Source organism: Cellulosimicrobium cellulans (genome assembly GCF_007679345.1).
GTDB classification, from domain to species: domain Bacteria; phylum Actinomycetota; class Actinomycetes; order Actinomycetales; family Cellulomonadaceae; genus Cellulomonas; species Cellulomonas cellulans_A.
Window position 1 is genome coordinate 242,400 of sequence record NZ_VEGH01000003.1, and the last position, 17,416, is coordinate 259,815.

At 73.8% G+C, this 17,416-nt stretch carries 18 protein-coding genes; 2 read left to right on the forward strand and 16 right to left on the reverse strand.

Annotated elements, in window-relative coordinates:
- Positions 1-7: 7 nt before the first annotated feature.
- Positions 8-1,180, reverse strand: a complete 1,173-nt coding sequence (locus tag FS882_RS05625) for an acyl-CoA dehydrogenase family protein (RefSeq protein ID WP_158371742.1) — start codon at positions 1,178-1,180, stop codon at positions 8-10.
- Positions 1,181-1,185: 5 nt separating this feature from the next.
- Positions 1,186-1,608 carry an antibiotic biosynthesis monooxygenase gene (locus tag FS882_RS05630; RefSeq protein WP_316043622.1) on the reverse strand — a complete coding sequence of 141 codons (423 nt, stop codon included), beginning with the start codon at positions 1,606-1,608 and terminating at the stop codon, positions 1,186-1,188.
- A gap of 105 nt (positions 1,609-1,713) precedes the next feature.
- On the opposite strand from FS882_RS05630, the gene FS882_RS05635 reads away from it, so the two are divergent.
- Positions 1,714-2,004 (forward strand): YciI family protein, encoded by a 291-nt coding sequence (locus tag FS882_RS05635; protein WP_158371744.1) that lies wholly within the window; start codon positions 1,714-1,716, stop codon positions 2,002-2,004.
- 48 nt (positions 2,005-2,052) lie between these two features.
- Here the strand turns inward: FS882_RS05635 and FS882_RS05640 are convergent, their stop codons facing one another.
- From FS882_RS05640 to uvrB, 4 genes are all read right to left on the reverse strand, one after another.
- Positions 2,053-3,087, reverse strand: coding sequence for a TerC/Alx family metal homeostasis membrane protein (locus FS882_RS05640; protein ID WP_158371753.1), 1,035 nt, complete (start codon positions 3,085-3,087; stop codon positions 2,053-2,055).
- A gap of 7 nt (positions 3,088-3,094) precedes the next feature.
- Positions 3,095-4,135 carry a TerC family protein gene (locus FS882_RS05645; protein WP_158371755.1) on the reverse strand — a complete coding sequence of 347 codons (1,041 nt, stop codon included), beginning with the start codon at positions 4,133-4,135 and terminating at the stop codon, positions 3,095-3,097.
- 235 nt (positions 4,136-4,370) lie between these two features.
- Positions 4,371-4,817 carry a VOC family protein gene (locus FS882_RS05650; RefSeq protein WP_158371757.1) on the reverse strand — a complete coding sequence of 149 codons (447 nt, stop codon included), beginning with the start codon at positions 4,815-4,817 and terminating at the stop codon, positions 4,371-4,373.
- Between the two features lie 71 nt (positions 4,818-4,888).
- On the reverse strand, positions 4,889-6,994 hold the full coding sequence (uvrB, locus tag FS882_RS05655) for an excinuclease ABC subunit UvrB (protein WP_158371759.1): 2,106 nt from the start codon (positions 6,992-6,994) through the stop codon (positions 4,889-4,891).
- Between the two features lie 260 nt (positions 6,995-7,254).
- Between uvrB and FS882_RS05660 the strand changes: the two genes are divergently transcribed.
- Positions 7,255-8,874, forward strand: a complete 1,620-nt coding sequence (locus FS882_RS05660) for an HNH endonuclease signature motif containing protein (RefSeq protein WP_158371761.1) — start codon at positions 7,255-7,257, stop codon at positions 8,872-8,874.
- A gap of 141 nt (positions 8,875-9,015) precedes the next feature.
- On the opposite strand, the gene pcp is transcribed toward FS882_RS05660, so the two are convergent.
- From pcp to dop, 10 genes are all read right to left on the reverse strand, one after another.
- On the reverse strand, positions 9,016-9,708 hold the full coding sequence (pcp, locus tag FS882_RS05665; RefSeq protein WP_262348090.1) for a pyroglutamyl-peptidase I: 693 nt from the start codon (positions 9,706-9,708) through the stop codon (positions 9,016-9,018).
- A gap of 14 nt (positions 9,709-9,722) precedes the next feature.
- Positions 9,723-10,352: a dephospho-CoA kinase gene (gene coaE / locus FS882_RS05670; RefSeq protein ID WP_158371763.1), complete on the reverse strand. Its 630-nt coding sequence runs from the start codon at positions 10,350-10,352 to the stop codon at positions 9,723-9,725.
- A 37-nt stretch (positions 10,353-10,389) separates the two neighbouring features.
- Complete coding sequence (locus tag FS882_RS05675; RefSeq protein WP_158371765.1) at positions 10,390-10,605, reverse strand: hypothetical protein; 216 nt, start codon at positions 10,603-10,605, stop codon at positions 10,390-10,392.
- A gap of 60 nt (positions 10,606-10,665) precedes the next feature.
- Positions 10,666-11,436 (reverse strand): imidazole glycerol phosphate synthase subunit HisF, encoded by a 771-nt coding sequence (hisF, locus tag FS882_RS05680; protein WP_158371767.1) that lies wholly within the window; start codon positions 11,434-11,436, stop codon positions 10,666-10,668.
- Positions 11,437-11,438: 2 nt separating this feature from the next.
- On the reverse strand, positions 11,439-12,347 hold the full coding sequence (locus tag FS882_RS05685) for an FKBP-type peptidyl-prolyl cis-trans isomerase (protein ID WP_158371769.1): 909 nt from the start codon (positions 12,345-12,347) through the stop codon (positions 11,439-11,441).
- Between the two features lie 127 nt (positions 12,348-12,474).
- The gene (gene pafA, locus FS882_RS05690) at positions 12,475-13,836 is read right to left on the reverse strand and encodes a Pup--protein ligase (RefSeq protein WP_158371778.1); all 1,362 of its coding nucleotides are present in this window, start codon (positions 13,834-13,836) and stop codon (positions 12,475-12,477) included.
- Positions 13,837-13,847: 11 nt separating this feature from the next.
- The gene (prcA, locus tag FS882_RS05695) at positions 13,848-14,573 is read right to left on the reverse strand and encodes a proteasome subunit alpha (RefSeq protein WP_158371785.1); all 726 of its coding nucleotides are present in this window, start codon (positions 14,571-14,573) and stop codon (positions 13,848-13,850) included.
- The gene (gene prcB, locus FS882_RS05700) at positions 14,570-15,436 is read right to left on the reverse strand and encodes a proteasome subunit beta (protein WP_410053264.1); all 867 of its coding nucleotides are present in this window, start codon (positions 15,434-15,436) and stop codon (positions 14,570-14,572) included. The genes prcA and prcB overlap by 4 nt, the downstream gene beginning before the upstream one ends.
- Before the next feature lie 3 nt (positions 15,437-15,439).
- Complete coding sequence (locus FS882_RS05705; RefSeq protein ID WP_146837158.1) at positions 15,440-15,634, reverse strand: ubiquitin-like protein Pup; 195 nt, start codon at positions 15,632-15,634, stop codon at positions 15,440-15,442.
- A 122-nt stretch (positions 15,635-15,756) separates the two neighbouring features.
- A complete protein-coding gene (dop, locus tag FS882_RS05710) occupies positions 15,757-17,382 on the reverse strand; it encodes a depupylase/deamidase Dop (protein WP_158371787.1) in 1,626 nt (541 codons plus the stop codon).
- Between the last annotated feature and the right edge of the window lie 34 nt (positions 17,383-17,416).

Here is a 17,416-nt window from a genome sequence, read left to right on the forward strand (position 1 = left end):
CCCGGTGTCAGCGCTCGACCGGTCCCAGCCACGCCGTCGCGACCGTGCTGTGGGCCGACTCGTCGTCGGACGGGTGGAACAGCCCCGCCAGCACGTCGCGGTACAGCCGGCCCAGCTCGGCGCCCGAGAAGTACGACCCGCCGCCCGACACCCGGATCGCGCGGTCCACCACCTCGCGGGCGGTCTCCGTGGCGCGGACCTTCAGCCCCACGACCTTGGCGAACCACCGCGCACCGTGGTCCACCGCCTCGTCCACGTCCCGGGCCAGCGCCCACACCTGCGGCTCGATGCCGTCCTGCGCGATCGCGGCGTCCGCGACCCGCCACCGGATGTCCGGGTCCTGCGCGTACGTCCGGCCGTCGTTCTTCATCGACGTCCGCCGGTGCGCCGCGGCCACCGCCAGCTCGAGCGCACGGCGCCCGATCCCCGTGTAGACCGCCGCCAGCAGGATCTCGAACACCTGGAACAGCGCCAGCACGTACGGGTCCCCGCTCGGTCCCGGCGGCAGCGCCCGGAACACCCGCTCCGGCGCGGCGTACGCGCCGGCGAGGACCGTGGTGCAGCTCTGCGTCGCCCGCATGCCCAGCGTGTCCCAGTCGTCCTTCGTCTCGATCCCGCCGTCCGCCCGGGCCACCACGCCGTGGACCAGGCGCGGGCCGTCCGGGTGGTCCGCGTCCAGCCCGAACGTCGCCAGCCGGGTCCACACCGGGGACAGCGACGTGAAGATCTTCGTGCCGTGGAACCGGTAGCCGCCGTCCGGCTGGCGCTCCGCGCGGGTGCGGGAGGCGAACATGACCAGGTCGTTGCCCGCCTCCGAGTTCCCGAACGCGAACACCTCCCCCGCCGCCGCCTCGCGCAGCACGAACTCCAGCGAGTCGTCGCCGCGGGCCGCCAGCACCGCCGCCATCCCCGTCACCACCAGGTGCATGTTCACCGACAGCGCCGTCGCGGGCGCCGCGCCGGCCAGCCGGGCCTGCTCGCGGGCGACCTCCTCCAGCGTGAGTCCCGCGCCGCCCAGCGCCTCCGGCACGAGCGCCCGCAGGTACCCGGCGGCGCGCAGCTCGTCCAGGTCGGCGTGCGGGAACGTGTTCTCCCGGTCGTGCACCGGCGCCCGCTCCGCCACCCGGGCCAGCAGATCGTCGGTGAGCAGGGTGCGCGGGGCGGTCGAGCCAGAGGTCATGCTGCTCACTCTGCCACCGCCGCGCGGGCCGGCGGGTCCGCGGGACCAGCGGGGTCGGCACCCAGCACGGCGACGTGGTGCTCGACGACGGGGCGCGGGTCGTCGAACCGGTGCAGCAGCTCCCGCCACCGCCCGTACGCGGTCGACCCGCGGAAGCCCTCCTCGTGCGCCGCCACCGACTCCCAGCCCACCAGCAGCAGGTACGTCTCCGGGCTCTCGACGCTGCGCGACACCCGCGCCCCGCGGAACCCCGGCGCCGCGGCGATCAGCGGCAACGCCTCCCGCATCGCCGCCTCGAACGCGGCCGTGCGGCCCGGGCGGACCCGGAGCGGGGCGTGCTCGAGCACGGGAGCGGCGAGGAGCGCCGCGCCGTCCGGGGCGCTCGGCGACGGGGCGGGCGACGGTCCGGGCGGTGGGGAGGCGGTCACCGGGGCATCGCCGCGCCCGCCCGACCCCCACCGGCAGCCCGGACCCGCGGCGCTCGCCGGCGCAGGCCCGCGCGGACGCGGCACGACGTGCGGCAGGATGGCGGCATGGCCACCTTCGCCGTCCGGTACACCTACGACCAGCGCGCCGACCTGCAGGACGAGGTCCGCCCCGAGCACCGCGCCTACCTGCGGGGGCTCGCCGACCGCGGGCTGCTCCGCGGCTCCGGTCCGTTCACGGACGGCGCCCCGGGCGCCCTGCTCGTGTTCGAGACCACCGACGCGGCCGCCCTCGAGGTGCTGCTCGCGGACGACCCCTTCGCGCGGGCGGGCGTCATCGCCGACGTCGATATCCGGGCCTGGAACCTCGTCCTCGGTCCCTGGGCCGCCGGCGCCTGACCCGGCCCCCCGCCCTCGGGATCGCGCCGCGCGCGACCGCCGGGCAGCTCAGGCGTCGCGGTCGGCGTCCCCGGTCGGCGCCGCCGCCTCGACCCGCCGCTCGTCCCGGCGCGACGCCGCGACGCTCGTCACCGCCGTGAGGCCCAGCGTCACGACGATCACCGCGAGCGACACCCACGAGGGCAGCTCCGGCGCCCACCCGACCGGCTCGCCCCCGTTCACGAACGGCAGCGTGTTCTCGTGCAGCGCCTGCAGCACGAGCTTCACGCCGATGAACCCGAGCAGCACGCCCAGGCCGATGTTGAGGTAGCGCAGCCGGGTCAGCAGCCCGCCGAGCAGGAAGTACAGCTGGCGCAGGCCCATCAGCGCGAACACGTTCGCCATCAGGACGAGGTACGGCTCCTGCGTCAGGCCGAACACGGCGGGGATCGAGTCGAACGCGAACAGCAGGTCCGTCGCCCCGATCGCCACCAGCACCAGCAGCATCGGCGTCACGTGCCGGCGGCCGTCCACCTTCGCGGTCAGCCGGACGCCGTCGTAGCCGTCCGTGGTCGGCAGGAACCGCTGCACCACGCGCACCAGCGCCGGCGCCCTGTAGTCCTCCGCGGCCTCGTCCGCGTCCTCCCCCACGCCCTCGCGGGCGACCTTCACGGCCGTCCACACCAGGAACGCGCCGAACAGGTAGAACACCCAGGAGAACGACGCGATCGCCGCCGCGCCGATCCCGATGAACACCCCGCGGAACACCAGCGCCAGGATGATGCCGATCAGCAGGGCCGTCTGCTGGTACTGCCGCGGTACCGCGAACCGGCTCATGATCAGCAGGAACACGAACAGGTTGTCGACCGACAGCGAGTACTCCGTCAGCCAGCCGGCGACGAACTCGCCCGCCGGGCCGCCGCCCCACACGAGGGCGACGACCACGGCGAACACGAGCGCGAGCCCGACATACATCCCGAGGTACCGGAGGCACTCCGCCGTCGTCGGGATGTGCGGTCGCCGGCCCACCACCGCGACGTCCACGATCAGGACGGCGGCAGCGAGGCCGAGCGACACGGCCCAGACGAGCGGGGAGACGTCCATGCGCGGGTCAGTGCTCCTTGCTGGTGGCGGGCTCCTCGTCCGCGGTCAGGGCGGGAGCGGCGTCCCGGTCGCGCCGGGTCTTGGCCAGGCTCGCGACGGTCGCGACGGTGAGCGTACCGAGGATCACGAGCAGCGACAGCCACGTCGGGATCTCCGGGGCCCACTCGATGTGCTTGCCGCCGTTGATGAAGGGCAGCTCGTTCACGTGCATCGCGTGGAAGACCAGCTTCAGGCCGATGAAGGCGAGGATGAACGCCAGACCCTTGTTCAGGTACACCAGGCGCTCGAGCAGGCCACCGATGAGGAAGTACAGCTGACGCAGGCCGAGCAGCGCGAACGCGTTCGCCGTGAACACGATGTACGGCTCCTGCGTCAGGCCGTAGATCGCCGGGATCGAGTCCAGCGCGAACAGCACGTCCGTGGCACCGATCGCGACCATCACCACGAGCATCGGCGTGATGAACCGCTTGCCGTCGATCTTCGTGGTCAGGCGGTCGCCGTGGTACTCGTCCGTCGACGGCACGACCCGCTTGAGCAGCCGGACCGCGAGGCCGTCCTTCTGCTCGTCCGCGTGCGACAGCTCGTCGTCGTCGTGCTTCTCCTTCGCCAGCTTGGCGCCGGTGTACACGAGGAACGCGCCGAAGATGTAGAACACCCAGGACCACTGCTCGATCGCCGCGGCGCCGAGCAGGATGAACACCGTGCGCAGCACCAGCGCGATCACGACGCCGACCAGCAGCACCTTCTGCTGGAACTCCCGGGGCACCGCGAACTTCGTCATGATGATGAGGAACACGAAGAGGTTGTCGACCGAGAGGCTCTTCTCGGTCACGTACCCCGCGAAGTACTCCGTGCCGTGGTCCCAGCCCCAGACGAAACCGAGCCCCACGCCGAACACGATCGCCAGGCCGACGTAGACCGCCGACCAGATGGCCGCCTCACGGAACGACGGCGCGTGCGGCGTGCGCACGTGCGCGAAGAAGTCGAACAGGATCATCCCGACGATCGCGACGCCGGTCGCGATCCAGACCCACAGGTCCACGGACATAGAGCATTCCTCCGGTACAGACGGCTGAAGATACGGCTGAGTACCGGAGGTCTCTCCCACCCGTCGACCGGGCCGACGTCCCGGGTCGGCGTCGTCGACGACCGTGATGACGGGGGCGTCGTGTCGGGATACTCCCCTCCACTGCGTGCGCCAGCATAGGTCATCGGTCCCATGCGCACCGCACGACCTCGGGCGATGGACGTGTGATCCGCGCCATGTCCGGCGGGGCCGGGGGTCAGGTCACGCAGAACTCGTTGCCCTCGGGGTCCGCCATCACGATCCAGGCGCCCTCCCGCGGGTCGTCGACCTCGCGCAGCACCGCACCGCCGGCCGCCACCAGGGCCGCCGCGTGCTCCCGGGCCGCGGCGAGCTTCGCAGCCCGGTCCTCGCGGTCCACCCCCTGCCCCGCGGAGTAGCGGACGTCCAGGTGAACCCGGTTCTTCACGGTCTTGCCCTCGGGCACCCGCTGGAAGAACACCCGTGGCCCCACGCCGCCGGGGTCGACGACGGCGTAGGCCATGTCGCGGTCCTCCGGCCCGATACCCCACGCGTCGAGCGCCGCGTCCCACGTGTCGAAGCCGGCCGGCGGTGGCTCCTCCACGTAGCCGAGGGCAGTCGCCCAGAACGTGCCCAGGGCGCGGGGCGACCGCGCGTCCATCACGACCTGCACCTCGAGCGCCATCCGTGCCTCCGATCGTCGTCGTGGACCGTGTGCCGTAGGTGGTGCGCCGAGCGTCGTGCGTCGTGCGCGGGTCAGGCCGTCGCGGCGTGCATCTGCCGCAGCTCCTTCTTCAGCCCGGAGATCTCGTCGCGGAGCCGCGCGGCGAGCTCGAACTGGAGGTCCGCGGCCGCCGCGTGCATCTGGTCGGACAGGTCCTGGATCAGACCGGCGAGCTCGCCCGCCGCCGCTCCCGCGAGCTTCGTCCGCTCGGTCGCCGGCTGGGCCTTCGAGCTGAGCCCCGGCACCGGCGCCTTGCCGCGGCTGGCCTGCCGCCCGGCGCCGCCCAGCAGGTCGGCGGTGTCCGCGTCCTCGCGCGCCAGCAGGTCGGTGATGTCGCCGATCTTCTTGCGCAGCGGCTGCGGGTCGATCCCGTGCTCGGTGTTGTAGGCGATCTGCTTCTCGCGCCGGCGGTCCGTCTCGTCCAGCGCGAGCTGCATCGCGGGCGTGATCTTGTCCGCGTACATGTGCACCTCGCCCGACACGTTGCGGGCCGCGCGGCCGATCGTCTGGATGAGCGACTTGCCCGAGCGGAGGAAGCCCTCCTTGTCCGCGTCGAGGATCGCGACCAGCGACACCTCGGGCAGGTCGAGGCCCTCGCGCAGCAGGTTGATGCCGACCAGCACGTCGTACTCGCCCATGCGCAGCTCGCGCAGCAGCTCCACGCGGCGGAGCGTGTCCACCTCGGAGTGCAGGTACCGGACCCGGACGCCCTTCTCCAGGAAGTAGTCCGTGAGGTCCTCGGCCATCTTCTTGGTCAGCGTCGTGACGAGGACGCGCTCGTCCTTCTCCACGCGGAGCCGGATCTCCTCCAGCAGGTCGTCGATCTGGCCCTTGGTGGGCTTCACGACCACCTGCGGGTCGACGAGGCCGGTCGGGCGGATGATCTGCTCGACCACGCCGTCCGACATCGCCAGCTCGTAGTCGCCGGGCGTCGCCGACAGGTACACCGTCTGGCCGATGCGCTCGACGAACTCCTCCCAGCGCAGCGGGCGGTTGTCCATCGCGCTCGGGAGCCGGAACCCGAAGTCGACCAGGTTCCGCTTGCGGGACATGTCGCCCTCGAACATCGCGCCGATCTGCGGGACCGTCACGTGCGACTCGTCGATGACGAGCAGGAAGTCCTCGGGGAAGTAGTCGAGCAGCGTGTTCGGCGCCGTCCCGGGCGCGCGGCCGTCGATGTGCCGCGAGTAGTTCTCGATCCCCGAGCACGAGCCGATCTGGCGCATCATCTCGATGTCGTAGGTCGTGCGCATGCGCAGCCGCTGCGCCTCGAGCAGCTTGTTCGCCCGCTCGAGGTCCTTGAGGCGCTCCTCGAGCTCGTGCTCGATGCCGTTGATCGCACGCTCCATGCGCTCCGGGCCGGCGACGTAGTGCGTCGCCGGGAACACGTGCACCTGCTTCTCGTTGCGGACGACCTCGCCCGTCAGGGGGTGCAGCGTCTGGATCGCCTCGATCTCGTCGCCGAAGAACTCGATGCGGATCGCCAGCTCCTCGTACACCGGGATGATCTCCACGGTGTCGCCGCGCACCCGGAACGTGCCGCGGGTGAACGCCATGTCGTTGCGGGAGTACTGCATCGAGACGAACTGGCGCAGCAGCGCGTCGCGGTCCACCTGGTCGCCCACGTCGAGCGTGACCATGCGGTCGACGTACTCCTGCGGGGTGCCGAGGCCGTAGATGCAGGACACGGAGGCCACCACGACCACGTCGCGGCGCGTCAGCAGCGAGGACGTCGCCGAGTGCCGGAGGCGCTCCACCTCGTCGTTGATCGACGAGTCCTTCTCGATGTAGGTGTCCGTCTGCGCGATGTACGCCTCGGGCTGGTAGTAGTCGTAGTACGAGACGAAGTACTCGACGGCGTTGTTGGGCAGCAGCTCGCGGAACTCGTTGGCCAGCTGCGCGGCGAGCGTCTTGTTCGGCGCCATGACCAGCGTCGGGCGCTGCAGCTTCTCGATCAGCCAGGCCGTCGTGGCCGACTTGCCGGTACCCGTGGCGCCCAGGAGCGTGACGTCCTTCTCCCCCGCCTGGATGCGCTGGGCGAGCTCCGCGATCGCCTGCGGCTGGTCACCGGAGGGCTTGTACTCGGACACCACCTCGAACGGGGCGACGGTGCGCTGCAGGTCGGTCACGGGACGCATGCGTCAACCGTACGACGCGGGTCTGACACTCGCGCCGGGCGCGGGCCCGGGTTCGCCGAGGGCGTGGCGGAGCGGGGGCGTCGGCGCGCGGCGGGAGGTGCGCGGGTGGTCGCCCCGGTGGTGCGCGGGCGGTCGCCGGGTGGGGCGCGGGCGCTCTACGGGCGGGCGCCGAGTCCTCCACAGGTGTGAGGCCGTGCGTCGTCCCCAGGGCGGTGTCCGTGGCCCGGTCCCGGGTCGGTGCTCGTCCCTAGCGTGGTCGTATGCCCGACGACGTGCTCCAACGCACCGCACCCGACCCCCACGACCGCGGCCCTCGTGCTGCGCCGGTCGCGGGTGCGCCGGCCGCGCGCGACGCACTCGGCGAGCGGCTGGATGCGATGCCGGCGGGGCCGGGTCTCCTCGCTGAGCTGGAAGCCCTCGACCTGGGCGCGCTGCCCTCGTACGACCTGCCCGAGGTCGTCGTGCAGGCCCGGCGGATCGCCGCGCGCGCCCACGCCCTCGAGGCCGCCGCAGCCGCGGCCCTGGCCAGGCACCCCGACCTGCGCCACCCGGATCTGGCCGCGGTGTGCCGGTCCCTGCCCGAGGGCACCGCCTTCGTGCACGCCGACCTCGCGGCGGCCGACCTGTCCGCGCGGCTGCTCGTGCCGCCGGGCGAGGCCATGGTGCTCATCCGGGAGGGTCGCGCCTACGCCGGCTCGCTCGCCGACACCGGCGCCGCGCTCGCCGACGGGCGGATCGAACCGGCCAAGGCACGGGCGATCGTGCTCGCCACCGGCGACGAGCCGGCGGGCGTGGCGGCCGTGGTGGAGGCCGAGGTCCTGCCGCGGACGGCCGGGCGGTCGGTCAAGCAGGTCCGGGCCGACGTCGCGCGGGCGTTGAACCGGGTCGACCCGGACGGGGCCGCCGACCGGCACCGCACCGCCCGCGCCGGGCGGACGGTGTCCCGGCCGAAGATCTTGCAGGACGGCATGGCGGGGCTGTGGACCGTGCTGCCCGCCGCTGACGCCGTGCGGCTCGACAGCATGCTCGACGCCCTCGCCCGACGGTCCCGCCAGGCCGGTGACCCGCGCACCCTCGACCAGCTGCGCGCCGACGAGCTCCTCGACCGGGTGCTCGGGCGTTCCCAGCACCTGATCGCCGCCGACGGCACCGTGCTGCCGTCCCGGCGGGACGGCGCCCACGAGGTCCACGACGCCTTCGGGCTCGCCGTCGGCTGCGCCCCGGGGGACGCAGGGGCGGAGGCAGCGCCTGCCGTGACCGCGGCGCCAGCGGAGCCAGCGCAGTCGCGCCCTGGGGACGTCGAGGAGGCCACCCTCCGGACCGTCGTCCACGTGACGGTGTCCCTGTCGACGCTGCTGGGCGCCGACGACGAACCCGGCGACCTCGCCGGGTACGGTCCGGTCGACGCCCAGCAGGCACGGGCGATGGCCCTGGACCTCGGGTCGACCTGGCAGCGCCTCGTCACCGACCCGCTGTCCGGGACCGTCCTGGACGTCGGGCGCAGCACCTACCGGCCGCCGGCCGCCCTGGCCGACCACGTCCGGCACCGCGACAAGTACTGCACCGCCCCGGGCTGCCCCGTGCCCGCCGCGCGCTGCGACCTCGACCACACCATCGAGTACGACCCACCGGCCGACGGGTCACCGCCCCGACCGCTGGGGACCACCTGCGCCCACAACCTCGGCCCGCTGTGCCGCACCCACCACCGGCTCAAGACCGCCGGCGTCCTGCGCGTGCGCCAACCCACCGCCGGGGAGTTCGTCTGGCGCACCCCGACCGGCCACGCCTTCCGCGTCCGCCCCGGCACCGACCAGCCGACCCTGCACCTCACCGGGCGAACCACCCCACCCGAGCCGTTCGAGACGCCGCCACCCTTCTAGGAGACCCACTCGGCGGCGACGCGTGCCGGAGTCGTGGCGGCGAGGCGAGAGCATGAACACCAGGCGGATCGTGGTGACGCAGCGCCCGCCCGGGCGGGATCCGTCGCCCTGACGCCGGTCGCCGTCGGCACGTGCCGAGCGTCAGGCGAGTGTGCCCGCCGCCAGCCGCACGTCCTCCGTGGTGCGCAGCGCTGCGCGCAGCACGGCCCGGAGCCCTTCCGCCGCCGCCGCGACGCCGAGCGACGCCGCGCCCGCGGGCACCTGCTCGGGCAGCCGCGGCACGTGGACGAACCCGCCGCGCGCCCCCGGGGCGTGCCCGGCGGCCAGCTGGTCGGCGAGGGCGTACGCGACGGTGTTGCAGACGAAGGTGCCGGCGGTGTTGGACACCTCGCCCGGGACACCCGCATCCCGCAGCGCGGTCAGGCACGCCTTCACCGGCAGGGTGGAGAAGTATGCGGAGTCGCCACCGGGGACGACGGGCTCGTCGACGGGCTGGGCGCCGTCCTCGTCGGGGATGCGCGCGTCCTGCACGTTGACCGCGACGCGCTCGACGGAGACCGCCGAGCGTCCCCCCGCCTCACCGACGGCGACGACCAGAGCAGGCCGGACGTCGCGCAGCAGCTCGGCGAGCCGCCGCGGGGCACGGGCGAACGAGACGGGCAGGAGGGCGGTGACGAGGGCCGCGCCCTCGCCGGCCTGGTCCCAGGACTCCGCCACCGCCCGGACGGCGGCCCAGGAGGCGTTGACCTCCTGCTGCTCGAACGGCTCGAACCCGGTGAGCAGCACCGTCGGCACGGCCTTCCCGCCCTCGGTGGCCGCGTCGTCGGTCGTCACGGCGCCGCCTCCGCTCACGGGGCGTCCACCTCCTGCTCGTCGTGCCGCTCGGCGGCGAGCCGGTCCCACAGCTCGTCCACCTGCCGCTGCAGGTCCTCCGGTGCGCCGGAGCCGTCCAGCACGACGTCGGCGACGGCGATGCGCTGGTCGTCGGTCGCCTGGGCGGCGATGCGCCGTTCTGCCTCGTCGCGCTCGAGGCCCCGGGCCCGGACGAGGCGCTCGACGCGCAGGACGGCCGGGGTGTGCACGAGGACGACGAGGTGGAACGCGTCGGCGCGGCCGGTCTCGACGAGCAGCGGCACGTCGTGCACCACGACGGCTCCCGGATCGGCGGTCGCTGCGGCGGCCTCCCGCTCGGCGGCGAGCCGGCGCACGACGGGGTGCACGATGCCGTTGAGCCTCTCCCGTGCACCCGCGTCGGCGAAGACCACCGCACCGAGCGCGGGCCGGTCGAGGCTGCCGTCGGGCAGGAGGACGCCCTCGCCGAAGGCCTCGACGACGCTCGCGAGCCCGGCGGAGCCCGGCGCGACGGCGTCCCGGGACAGCAGGTCGTAGTCGATGAGGACCGCACCCCGCGCGGCGAGGCGCTCGGCCGCGACCGACTTGCCGGCCGCGATCCCCCCGGTCAGTCCGATGCGCTGCATCGCCCCATCGTGCCCTCCCCGGGCGCTGGGCCGCACCTCACCGGTCGCGGACGGCCCCGCGCCGCCGGAGCTCCCGGCTGTTGTCCACGAGGATCCACACCGCGGCGGCGACCTGGAGGCACGCGATGGCCAGCGACAGGTTCCGCCCGTCCTGGACGGCGAGGACGGCGAGGACCACCCCGCAGACGGCGAGAACCACCCCGGCCGCGACGGAGGTCCGGAGCCGGCTCGTCGAGGCGTCGGCGCTTCGCATGTCCTGACTGTGCCAGAACGGATCGAGCCGCGCAGGCGTTCGGCGGACGTCAGACGCGCGTCACCGCACGGTGTGCCCCGTGGCCCGCAGGTGCTCCTTGACCTGACCCACGGTGAGCTGCCCGAAGTGGAAGACGCTGGCGGCGAGCACGGCGTCGGCGCCCGCGTCGGCCGCGGCGGCGAAGTGCTCGACGGTGCCGGCGCCGCCGGAGGCGATGAGCGGGATGCGGACCTCGCGCCGGACGTCGCGCAGCATCTCGAGGTCGAAGCCGGCCTCGGTGCCGTCGGCGTCCATGGAGTTGAGCAGGATCTCCCCCGCGCCGAGCTCGGCGGCGCGGACGGCCCACGCGACGGCGTCGATGCCGGTGCCCTGCCGCCCGCCGTGGGTGGTGACCTCGTACCCGGAGTCGGTGCGGGTGTCCCCGGTGACGCGACGGGCGTCGACGGACAGGGTCAGCACCTGGCTGCCGAACCGCTGGGCGATCTCGGCGATGAGCTCGGGCCGCGCGATGGCGGCGGTGTTGACGCCGACCTTGTCCGCACCGGCACGCAGGAGCCGGTCGACGTCGTCGGCGGACCGGACGCCGCCGCCGACGGTGAGGGGGACGAAGACCTCCTCGGCGGTGCGCCGGACGACGTCGTAGGTGGTCTCGCGGTCGCCGGAGGAGGCGGAGACGTCGAGGAAGGTGACCTCGTCGGCGCCCTCGGCGTCGTACCTGCGCGCGAGCTCGACGGGGTCGCCGGCGTCGCGCAGGTTCGCGAAGTTGACGCCCTTGACGACGCGGCCGGCGTCGACGTCGAGGCACGGGATCACCCGGAGGGCGACGGACACGCTCACTCCCCTTCCGGCGCGGCGGTGGCGCCCGGGTCGCTGCCCTCGGCCGCGGCGGGTGCGCGGGTGGCGAGCAGGTCGATGACGAACACGATGGTCTGGCCCTGGAGCTCCTCGCTCTGGGTGGCGCCGAGGCCGTAGGACGGCGGGACGACGACCATGACCTGGCTGCCGACGGTCTGCTCGACGAGGGCCTCGGACCACGCGGGGACGTCCTCGAGCCGGAACGTGTTGGGGCTGCCGTTGGTCCAGGTGGAGTCGAAGGCCTCGCCGGTGGACCAGACGAACCCGGTGAACTGGACGGTGATGACGTCGCCCTCGGAGACCTGGGCGCCGGTGCCGCGGATCAGCGGCTGGACGACGAGGTCGGACGGCGGCTCGGTCCCGGTGGGCGCGAGGGACGGGGCACCGTCGTCGTCGAGGGTGACGGCGGGCATGCCCTCGCGCGGGGTGACGGGCTCGCCGGAGGCGCGGATGGGCAGGACGTCGAGGACGGTGACCGTCGGGTAGGACGACGCGCTGGCGTCGGAGGCCGGGCTGATCTGGAGCAGCCGCGCCCCGACCTTCTGGCCGGACAGGGTGGCGTACAGGTCCTTGCCGAGGTCCTCCTCGGTGAGGAGCCGCGGGGTGGGGCTGGAGGAGTAGGACTCCTTGACGAGGGAGGCGTCGGAGGCGTCCTCGAGCCAGAAGTCCAGCAGGACGGGCCGGCCCTCGACGAGGTCGGGCCCGGTACCGGGCCAGACGACCTCGTGCACGGCCTCGGTGACGCTCAGCGGGGTGCGGTAGGTGACGGTCGGGGCGCTGCCGGCGTCGCCGGTGACGACGACCTCCGGGGGCGCCGGGTCCGGCGAGGTGCAGGCCGCGAGCAGCAGCATCGCCGCGGCGGCGCAGGCGGCCACGAGTCGTCGCACGTCGTTCCTTCCGAGGGTCCTGCAAGGTGCGCGCCCACTGTACGGGTCCGCGCGGGCCCCTCCGGCCGACCCCTGGGTCGGGTCCGGTGAAGACCCCGGGCGCACCCGGCGCAGGCGGCCGGCCGGGTCACATGGACTCGATGAGCCGCTCCACCCGGTCGTCGACGTTGCGGAAGGGGTCCTTGCACAGGACGGTGCGCTGGGCCTGGTCGTTGAGCTTGAGGTGCACCCAGTCGACGGTGTAGTCGCGGCGGGCCTCCTGGGCGGCCTGCACGAACTCGCCCCGGAGCTTGGCGCGCGTGGTCTGCGGGGGGACGGAGGTGGCCTCGAAGACCTCGACGTCGGTGGTGACGCGCTCGACGAGCCCGCGCTGGGCGAGCAGGTTGTACAGACCCTCGGTGCGGGAGATGTCGTGGTACGCCAGGTCCATGCGGGCCACCCGGACGTCGGACAGGTCCAGGTTGTGCTTGGCGCGGTAGCGCTCGATGAGCCGGTACTTGATGACCCAGTCGAGCTCGCGCTCGACGAGCGACAGGTCGCCGGTGCGCAGGGCGCGCAGGCCGCGCTCCCAGAGGTCGAGGACCTGCTTGACCTCGGGGCCGGCGTCGGTCTCGGCGCCGACCCAGTCCTGGACGCGGCCGAGGTACTCCTCCTGCAGGTCCACGGCGGTGACGGTCCGCCCGGTGACGAGGGTGACGGGGTGCATGCCGGTGAGGTCGTGGCTGATCTCCCGGATGGCCCGGATGGGGTTCTCCAGCGTGAGGTCGCGCATGGGCAGGCCGGCCTCGACGAGCCGCAGGACGAGGTCGGTGGAGCCGACCTTGAGCATGGTCGTGGTCTCGGACATGGAGGAGTCGCCGACGATGACGTGCAGCCGGCGGTAGTGCTCGGCGTCGGCGTGCGGCTCGTCGCGGGTGTTGATGATCGGCCGGGACCGGGTGGTGGCCGAGGACACGGACTCCCAGATGTGGTCGGCGCGCTGGGACAGGCAGAACACCGCGCCGCGCGGGGTGGCGAGGACCTTGCCGGCGCCGGTGAGGATCTGCCGGGTGATGAGGAACGGCACGAGGACGTCCGACAGCCGGGCGAAGTCGCCCTGCCGGCGCACGAGGTAGTTCTCGTGGCAGCCGTAGGAGTTGCCGGCGGAGTCGGTGTTGTTCTTGAACAGGTGGATGCGCCCGGACAGGCCCTCGTGCTCGAGGCGCTGCTGGGCGTCGGCGACGAGGCCCTCGAGGATCCGCTCCCCCGCCCGGTCGTGCGTGACCAGCTGGCGCCAGTCGTCGCACTCGGCGGTGGCGTACTCGGGGTGCGAGCCGACGTCGAGGTACAGCCGGGAGCCGTTGCGCAGGAAGACGTTGGAGGACCGCCCCCACGCGACGACCTTGCGGAACAGGTAGCGCGCGACCTCGTCGGCGGACAGGCCGCGACCGTCCTCGGCGGCGCAGGTGACGCCGTACTCGGTCTCCAGGCCGAAGATGCGTCGGTCCATGGGGTGGCTCCTCAGGGCAGGTCGGGTGCTGCGGCCGAGCCCAGCAGGTCCTCCAGGACCACGCCGGACAGGCGCCGGAACGCGCGGCGCGGGCGCGTGCGGTCGAGGACCGCGACCTCGAGCTGGGCGGCGGGGATGACGCGGCGGTCGTCCTCGTCGGCCCCGTCCGCGGGGGTGCCGAGCACCCGGACGGCGAGCTGCAGGACGTCGGCCAGCGGCATGCCGGGCGTCCAGGCCCCGGCGACCTCCTCGCGCAGCCGCTCGGCCTGGCCGCCCATGACGACGAAGCCGCGCTCGTCGGCGACGGAGCCGTCGTAGGACAGCCGGTAGATCTGGTCGGTCGCGGCGTCCTCGCCGACCTCGGCGACGACGATCTCGACCTCGAGCGGCTTGGACTCGGTGGTGAAGACGGTGCCGAGGGTCTGGGCGTACGCGTTGGCGAGGCCGCGCGCGTTGACGTCCCGCCGGTCGTAGGAGTAGCCGCGCAAGTCGGCGTACCGGACGCCGGCGACGCGCAGGTTCTCGAACTCGTTGTACTTGCCGACGGCGGCGAACGCGATGCGGTCGTAGATCTCGGAGACCTTGTGCAGCGCGCGGGACGGGTTCTCGGTCGCGAAGGCGATGCCGTCCTCGTAGGCCAGGACGACGACGGAGCGGCCGCGGGCGATGCCCTTGCGCGCGTAGTCGGCCCGGTCCTTCATCAGCTGCTCGGGCGAGACGTAGAACGGCATGCTCATCGGTCGGCCTCCTCCTGCGCACGGGCGCGGGCGTGCTGCTCGGCGCGGTCGGCCAGCACCCGGGACACCACCTCGCCCAGGGCGTCCTGAGGCACCCGCAGGTAGCCGGCCGCGGTGACGGTGGCGACGACGGGCCAGATCCGCCGGGAGGTGTCGGGCCCGCCGGTCGCGGAGTCGTCGTCCGCGGCGTCGACGAGGGCCTCGACGGCGACGCGGACGGCGTCGTCGGCGCCGAGCCCGGGTCGCCACAGCTTCTTCAGGGAGCCGCGCGCGAACACGGAGCCGGAGCCGACGCTGTGGTGCTGGTGCTCCTCGTACCGGCCACCGGTGACGTCGTAGGAGAAGATCCGCCCCGTGCCGCGGTCGAGGTCGAAGCCGGCGAACAGCGGGACGACGGCGAGGCCCTGCAGGGCGAGGCCGAGGTTGCCGCGGATCATCGTGGCGAGCCGGTTGGCCTTGCCGTCGAGCGAGAGCAGGGTGCCCTCGATCTTCTCGTAGTGCTCGAGCTCGAGCTGGAACAGCCGGACGAGCTCGACGGCGAGCCCCGCGGTCCCCGCGATGCCGATCGCGGAGTACTCGTCGGCCGGGAACACCTTCTCGATGTCCCGGGAGGCGATCTGGGAGCCCATGGTGGCGCGCCGGTCGCCGGCCATGACGACGCCGCCGGCGAAGGACAGCGCCACGATGGTGGTCGCGTGCGGTGCGGCGCCGCCGGGGGTCACGTCACCGACCGGGAGCGGGGTGCGCCGCCCGGGCAGCAGGTCCGGGGCGTGCTGGGCGAGGAAGTCGACGAAGGAGGACGACCCGGGGGTGGTGAACGCCCCGGGCAGCCGCCCCGCCGGGATCAGCGGGTCCGTCGGCACGCGTCACTGCCCGCCCTTCTGCACGAACCCGCGCACGAACTGCTCCGCGTTGGTCTCCAGGACGTCGTCGATCTCCTCGAGGAGGGCGTCGACCTCGGCGTCGCGCTGCTGCGCGGCCGCCGTGGCCTGCTCGACGTCGGGCCCGTCGACCGGCTCGTCGTCCTCGCGACGGTCCCGAGCGCGCTCCTGACCAGCCATGTCCACCTCCGGCGGTAGTCGGGCACGGGCCGCGCGCGCTGGGCGTGCGACCCGCAGTGCCACCACCCTAGGCCCTGGTCGGCGCGCATTCCCGTGGGGCCGGGGCGCGTCGCCGCCCGGGGTCAGGAGCCGAGCGCGTCCAGCAGGCTGCCGACGTCCGGCGAGGACTCGAGCAGGGCCTCGACGTGGGCCCGCGTGCCGCGCAGGGGGTCCCGCATGGGCACGCGCTGGAGGGTGGGCGCCCCGGGCACGTCGAAGACGACGGAGTCCCAGCTGGCCGCGGAGACGTGGGCGCCGAACCGGGCGATGGTCCGGCCGCGGAAGTAGGCGCGGGTGTCCTCCGGCGGGTCGGTGACGGCGGCGCGCACGTCCTCGTCGGCGACGAGCCGCTCGACCGCGCCGGCCTCGACCAGCCGGTGGTAGAGGCCGCGCTCGGGCCGGACGTCGGACCACTGCAGGTCGACGGCGGCGAGGCGCGGGTGGTCCCAGTCCAGGTGGTCGCGGCGGCGCAGGCCCTCGAGGAGCCGCATCTTGGCGAGCCACTCGACCTCGCGGGCGCACGAGGCCGGGTCGGTGGCGAGCCGGTCGAGCAGGGAGCCCCACCGGGCGAGGACGTCGGCGGTCTGGGCGTCGGGGCCGTCCCCGCCGACGGCGGCGCGGCCGATCGCGGTCCGCACGGCGGCGAGGTACTCCTGCTGCACCTCGATCGCCGTGAGCAGCCGCCCGTCGGCCAGGTGCAGCTTCCGGGTGAGGGCGAGGTCGTGGCTGACGGCGTGCACCGAGCCGACCGGGTCGGCGAGGGCGAGACGGTCGAGGGTGCGGCCGAGATCGGCGGCGGAGCCGTCGGCGATGCGCTCGATGAGCCACAGGACGAGCGAGGTGGTGCCGAGCTTGAGGTAGGTGGCCACCTCGAGCTGGTTGGCGTCGCCGATGATCACGTGCAGCCGGCGCCACTTGTCGGGGTCGGCGTGGGGCTCGTCGCGGGTGTTGACGATGGGGCGGCGCAGGGTGGTCTCGAGGCCGACCTCCGCCTCCATGTAGTCGGCGCGCTGGGAGAGCTGGAACCCGGCCTCCTCGCCGCGCTGGCCGATCCCGACGCGCCCGGCACCGGTGAACACCTGCCGGGTGACGAGGAACGGCGTGAGGCGCGCGGCCAGGTCGACGAAGGGCACGGACCTCTCGACGAGGAAGTTCTCGTGCGTGCCGTAGGTGGCGCCCTTGCCGTCGACGTTGTTCTTGTACAGCGCCACGTCGGGCAGGGCCGGGGTGGATGCCAGGGCCCGGACGGAGGCCAGCATGACGAGCTCCCCCGCGCGGTCCCACCGGACCGCGTCCAGGGGGTTGGTGACCTCGGGCGAGGAGTACTCCGGGTGCGCGTGGTCGACGTACAGCCGGGCGCCGTTGGTGAGGATGACGTTCGCGGCGCCCGGGTCCTCGTACTCCTCCACGAGCGACCGGGCCACCTCCTGCGGGCCGTCGGCGGGCGCGTCGCCGGACGGCGCGGGGCGCGCCGGGTCGTCCGTGAGCAGGGACGGGTGGGCCGCGGCCCGCTGGAGGTGGAAGCCCCGCGCGTCCTGCAGCGGGTCCTCGTCGTCGTAGTCCCAGCGGGCCTTGACCCGGCCGCCCTGGCGGGCCGCGGCGTGCACGGCCACCACGTGGCTGGACAGGAGCATCGGGTTGGCGGTCGGGCGGCCGGGCTGCAGCACGCCGTACTCGGTCTCGATCCCCATCACGCGGCGCACGGTCACGCGGCCCACCCTATGTCGGGGTCGGTGGTCGGCG

Excerpts from the sequence above, each read along its gene's own strand:
- coaE (WP_158371763.1), bottom strand. The coding sequence starts at position 10,352 with ATGCAGCGCATCGGACTGACCGGGGGGATCGCGGCCGGCAAGTCGGTC.
- FS882_RS05645 (WP_158371755.1), bottom strand. The coding sequence starts at position 4,135 with ATGTCCGTGGACCTGTGGGTCTGGATCGCGACCGGCGTCGCGATCGTC.
- pafA (WP_158371778.1), bottom strand. The coding sequence starts at position 13,836 with ATGGACCGACGCATCTTCGGCCTGGAGACCGAGTACGGCGTCACCTGC.
- FS882_RS05640 (WP_158371753.1), bottom strand. The coding sequence starts at position 3,087 with ATGGACGTCTCCCCGCTCGTCTGGGCCGTGTCGCTCGGCCTCGCTGCC.
- FS882_RS05625 (WP_158371742.1), bottom strand. The coding sequence starts at position 1,180 with ATGACCTCTGGCTCGACCGCCCCGCGCACCCTGCTCACCGACGATCTG.
- FS882_RS05705 (WP_146837158.1), bottom strand. The coding sequence starts at position 15,634 with ATGGCTGGTCAGGAGCGCGCTCGGGACCGTCGCGAGGACGACGAGCCG.
- uvrB (WP_158371759.1), bottom strand. The coding sequence starts at position 6,994 with ATGCGTCCCGTGACCGACCTGCAGCGCACCGTCGCCCCGTTCGAGGTG.
- FS882_RS05635 (WP_158371744.1), top strand. The coding sequence starts at position 1,714 with ATGGCCACCTTCGCCGTCCGGTACACCTACGACCAGCGCGCCGACCTG.
- FS882_RS05660 (WP_158371761.1), top strand. The coding sequence starts at position 7,255 with ATGCCCGACGACGTGCTCCAACGCACCGCACCCGACCCCCACGACCGC.
- FS882_RS05675 (WP_158371765.1), bottom strand. The coding sequence starts at position 10,605 with ATGCGAAGCGCCGACGCCTCGACGAGCCGGCTCCGGACCTCCGTCGCG.
- FS882_RS05650 (WP_158371757.1), bottom strand. The coding sequence starts at position 4,817 with ATGGCGCTCGAGGTGCAGGTCGTGATGGACGCGCGGTCGCCCCGCGCC.
- prcA (WP_158371785.1), bottom strand. The coding sequence starts at position 14,573 with ATGAGCATGCCGTTCTACGTCTCGCCCGAGCAGCTGATGAAGGACCGG.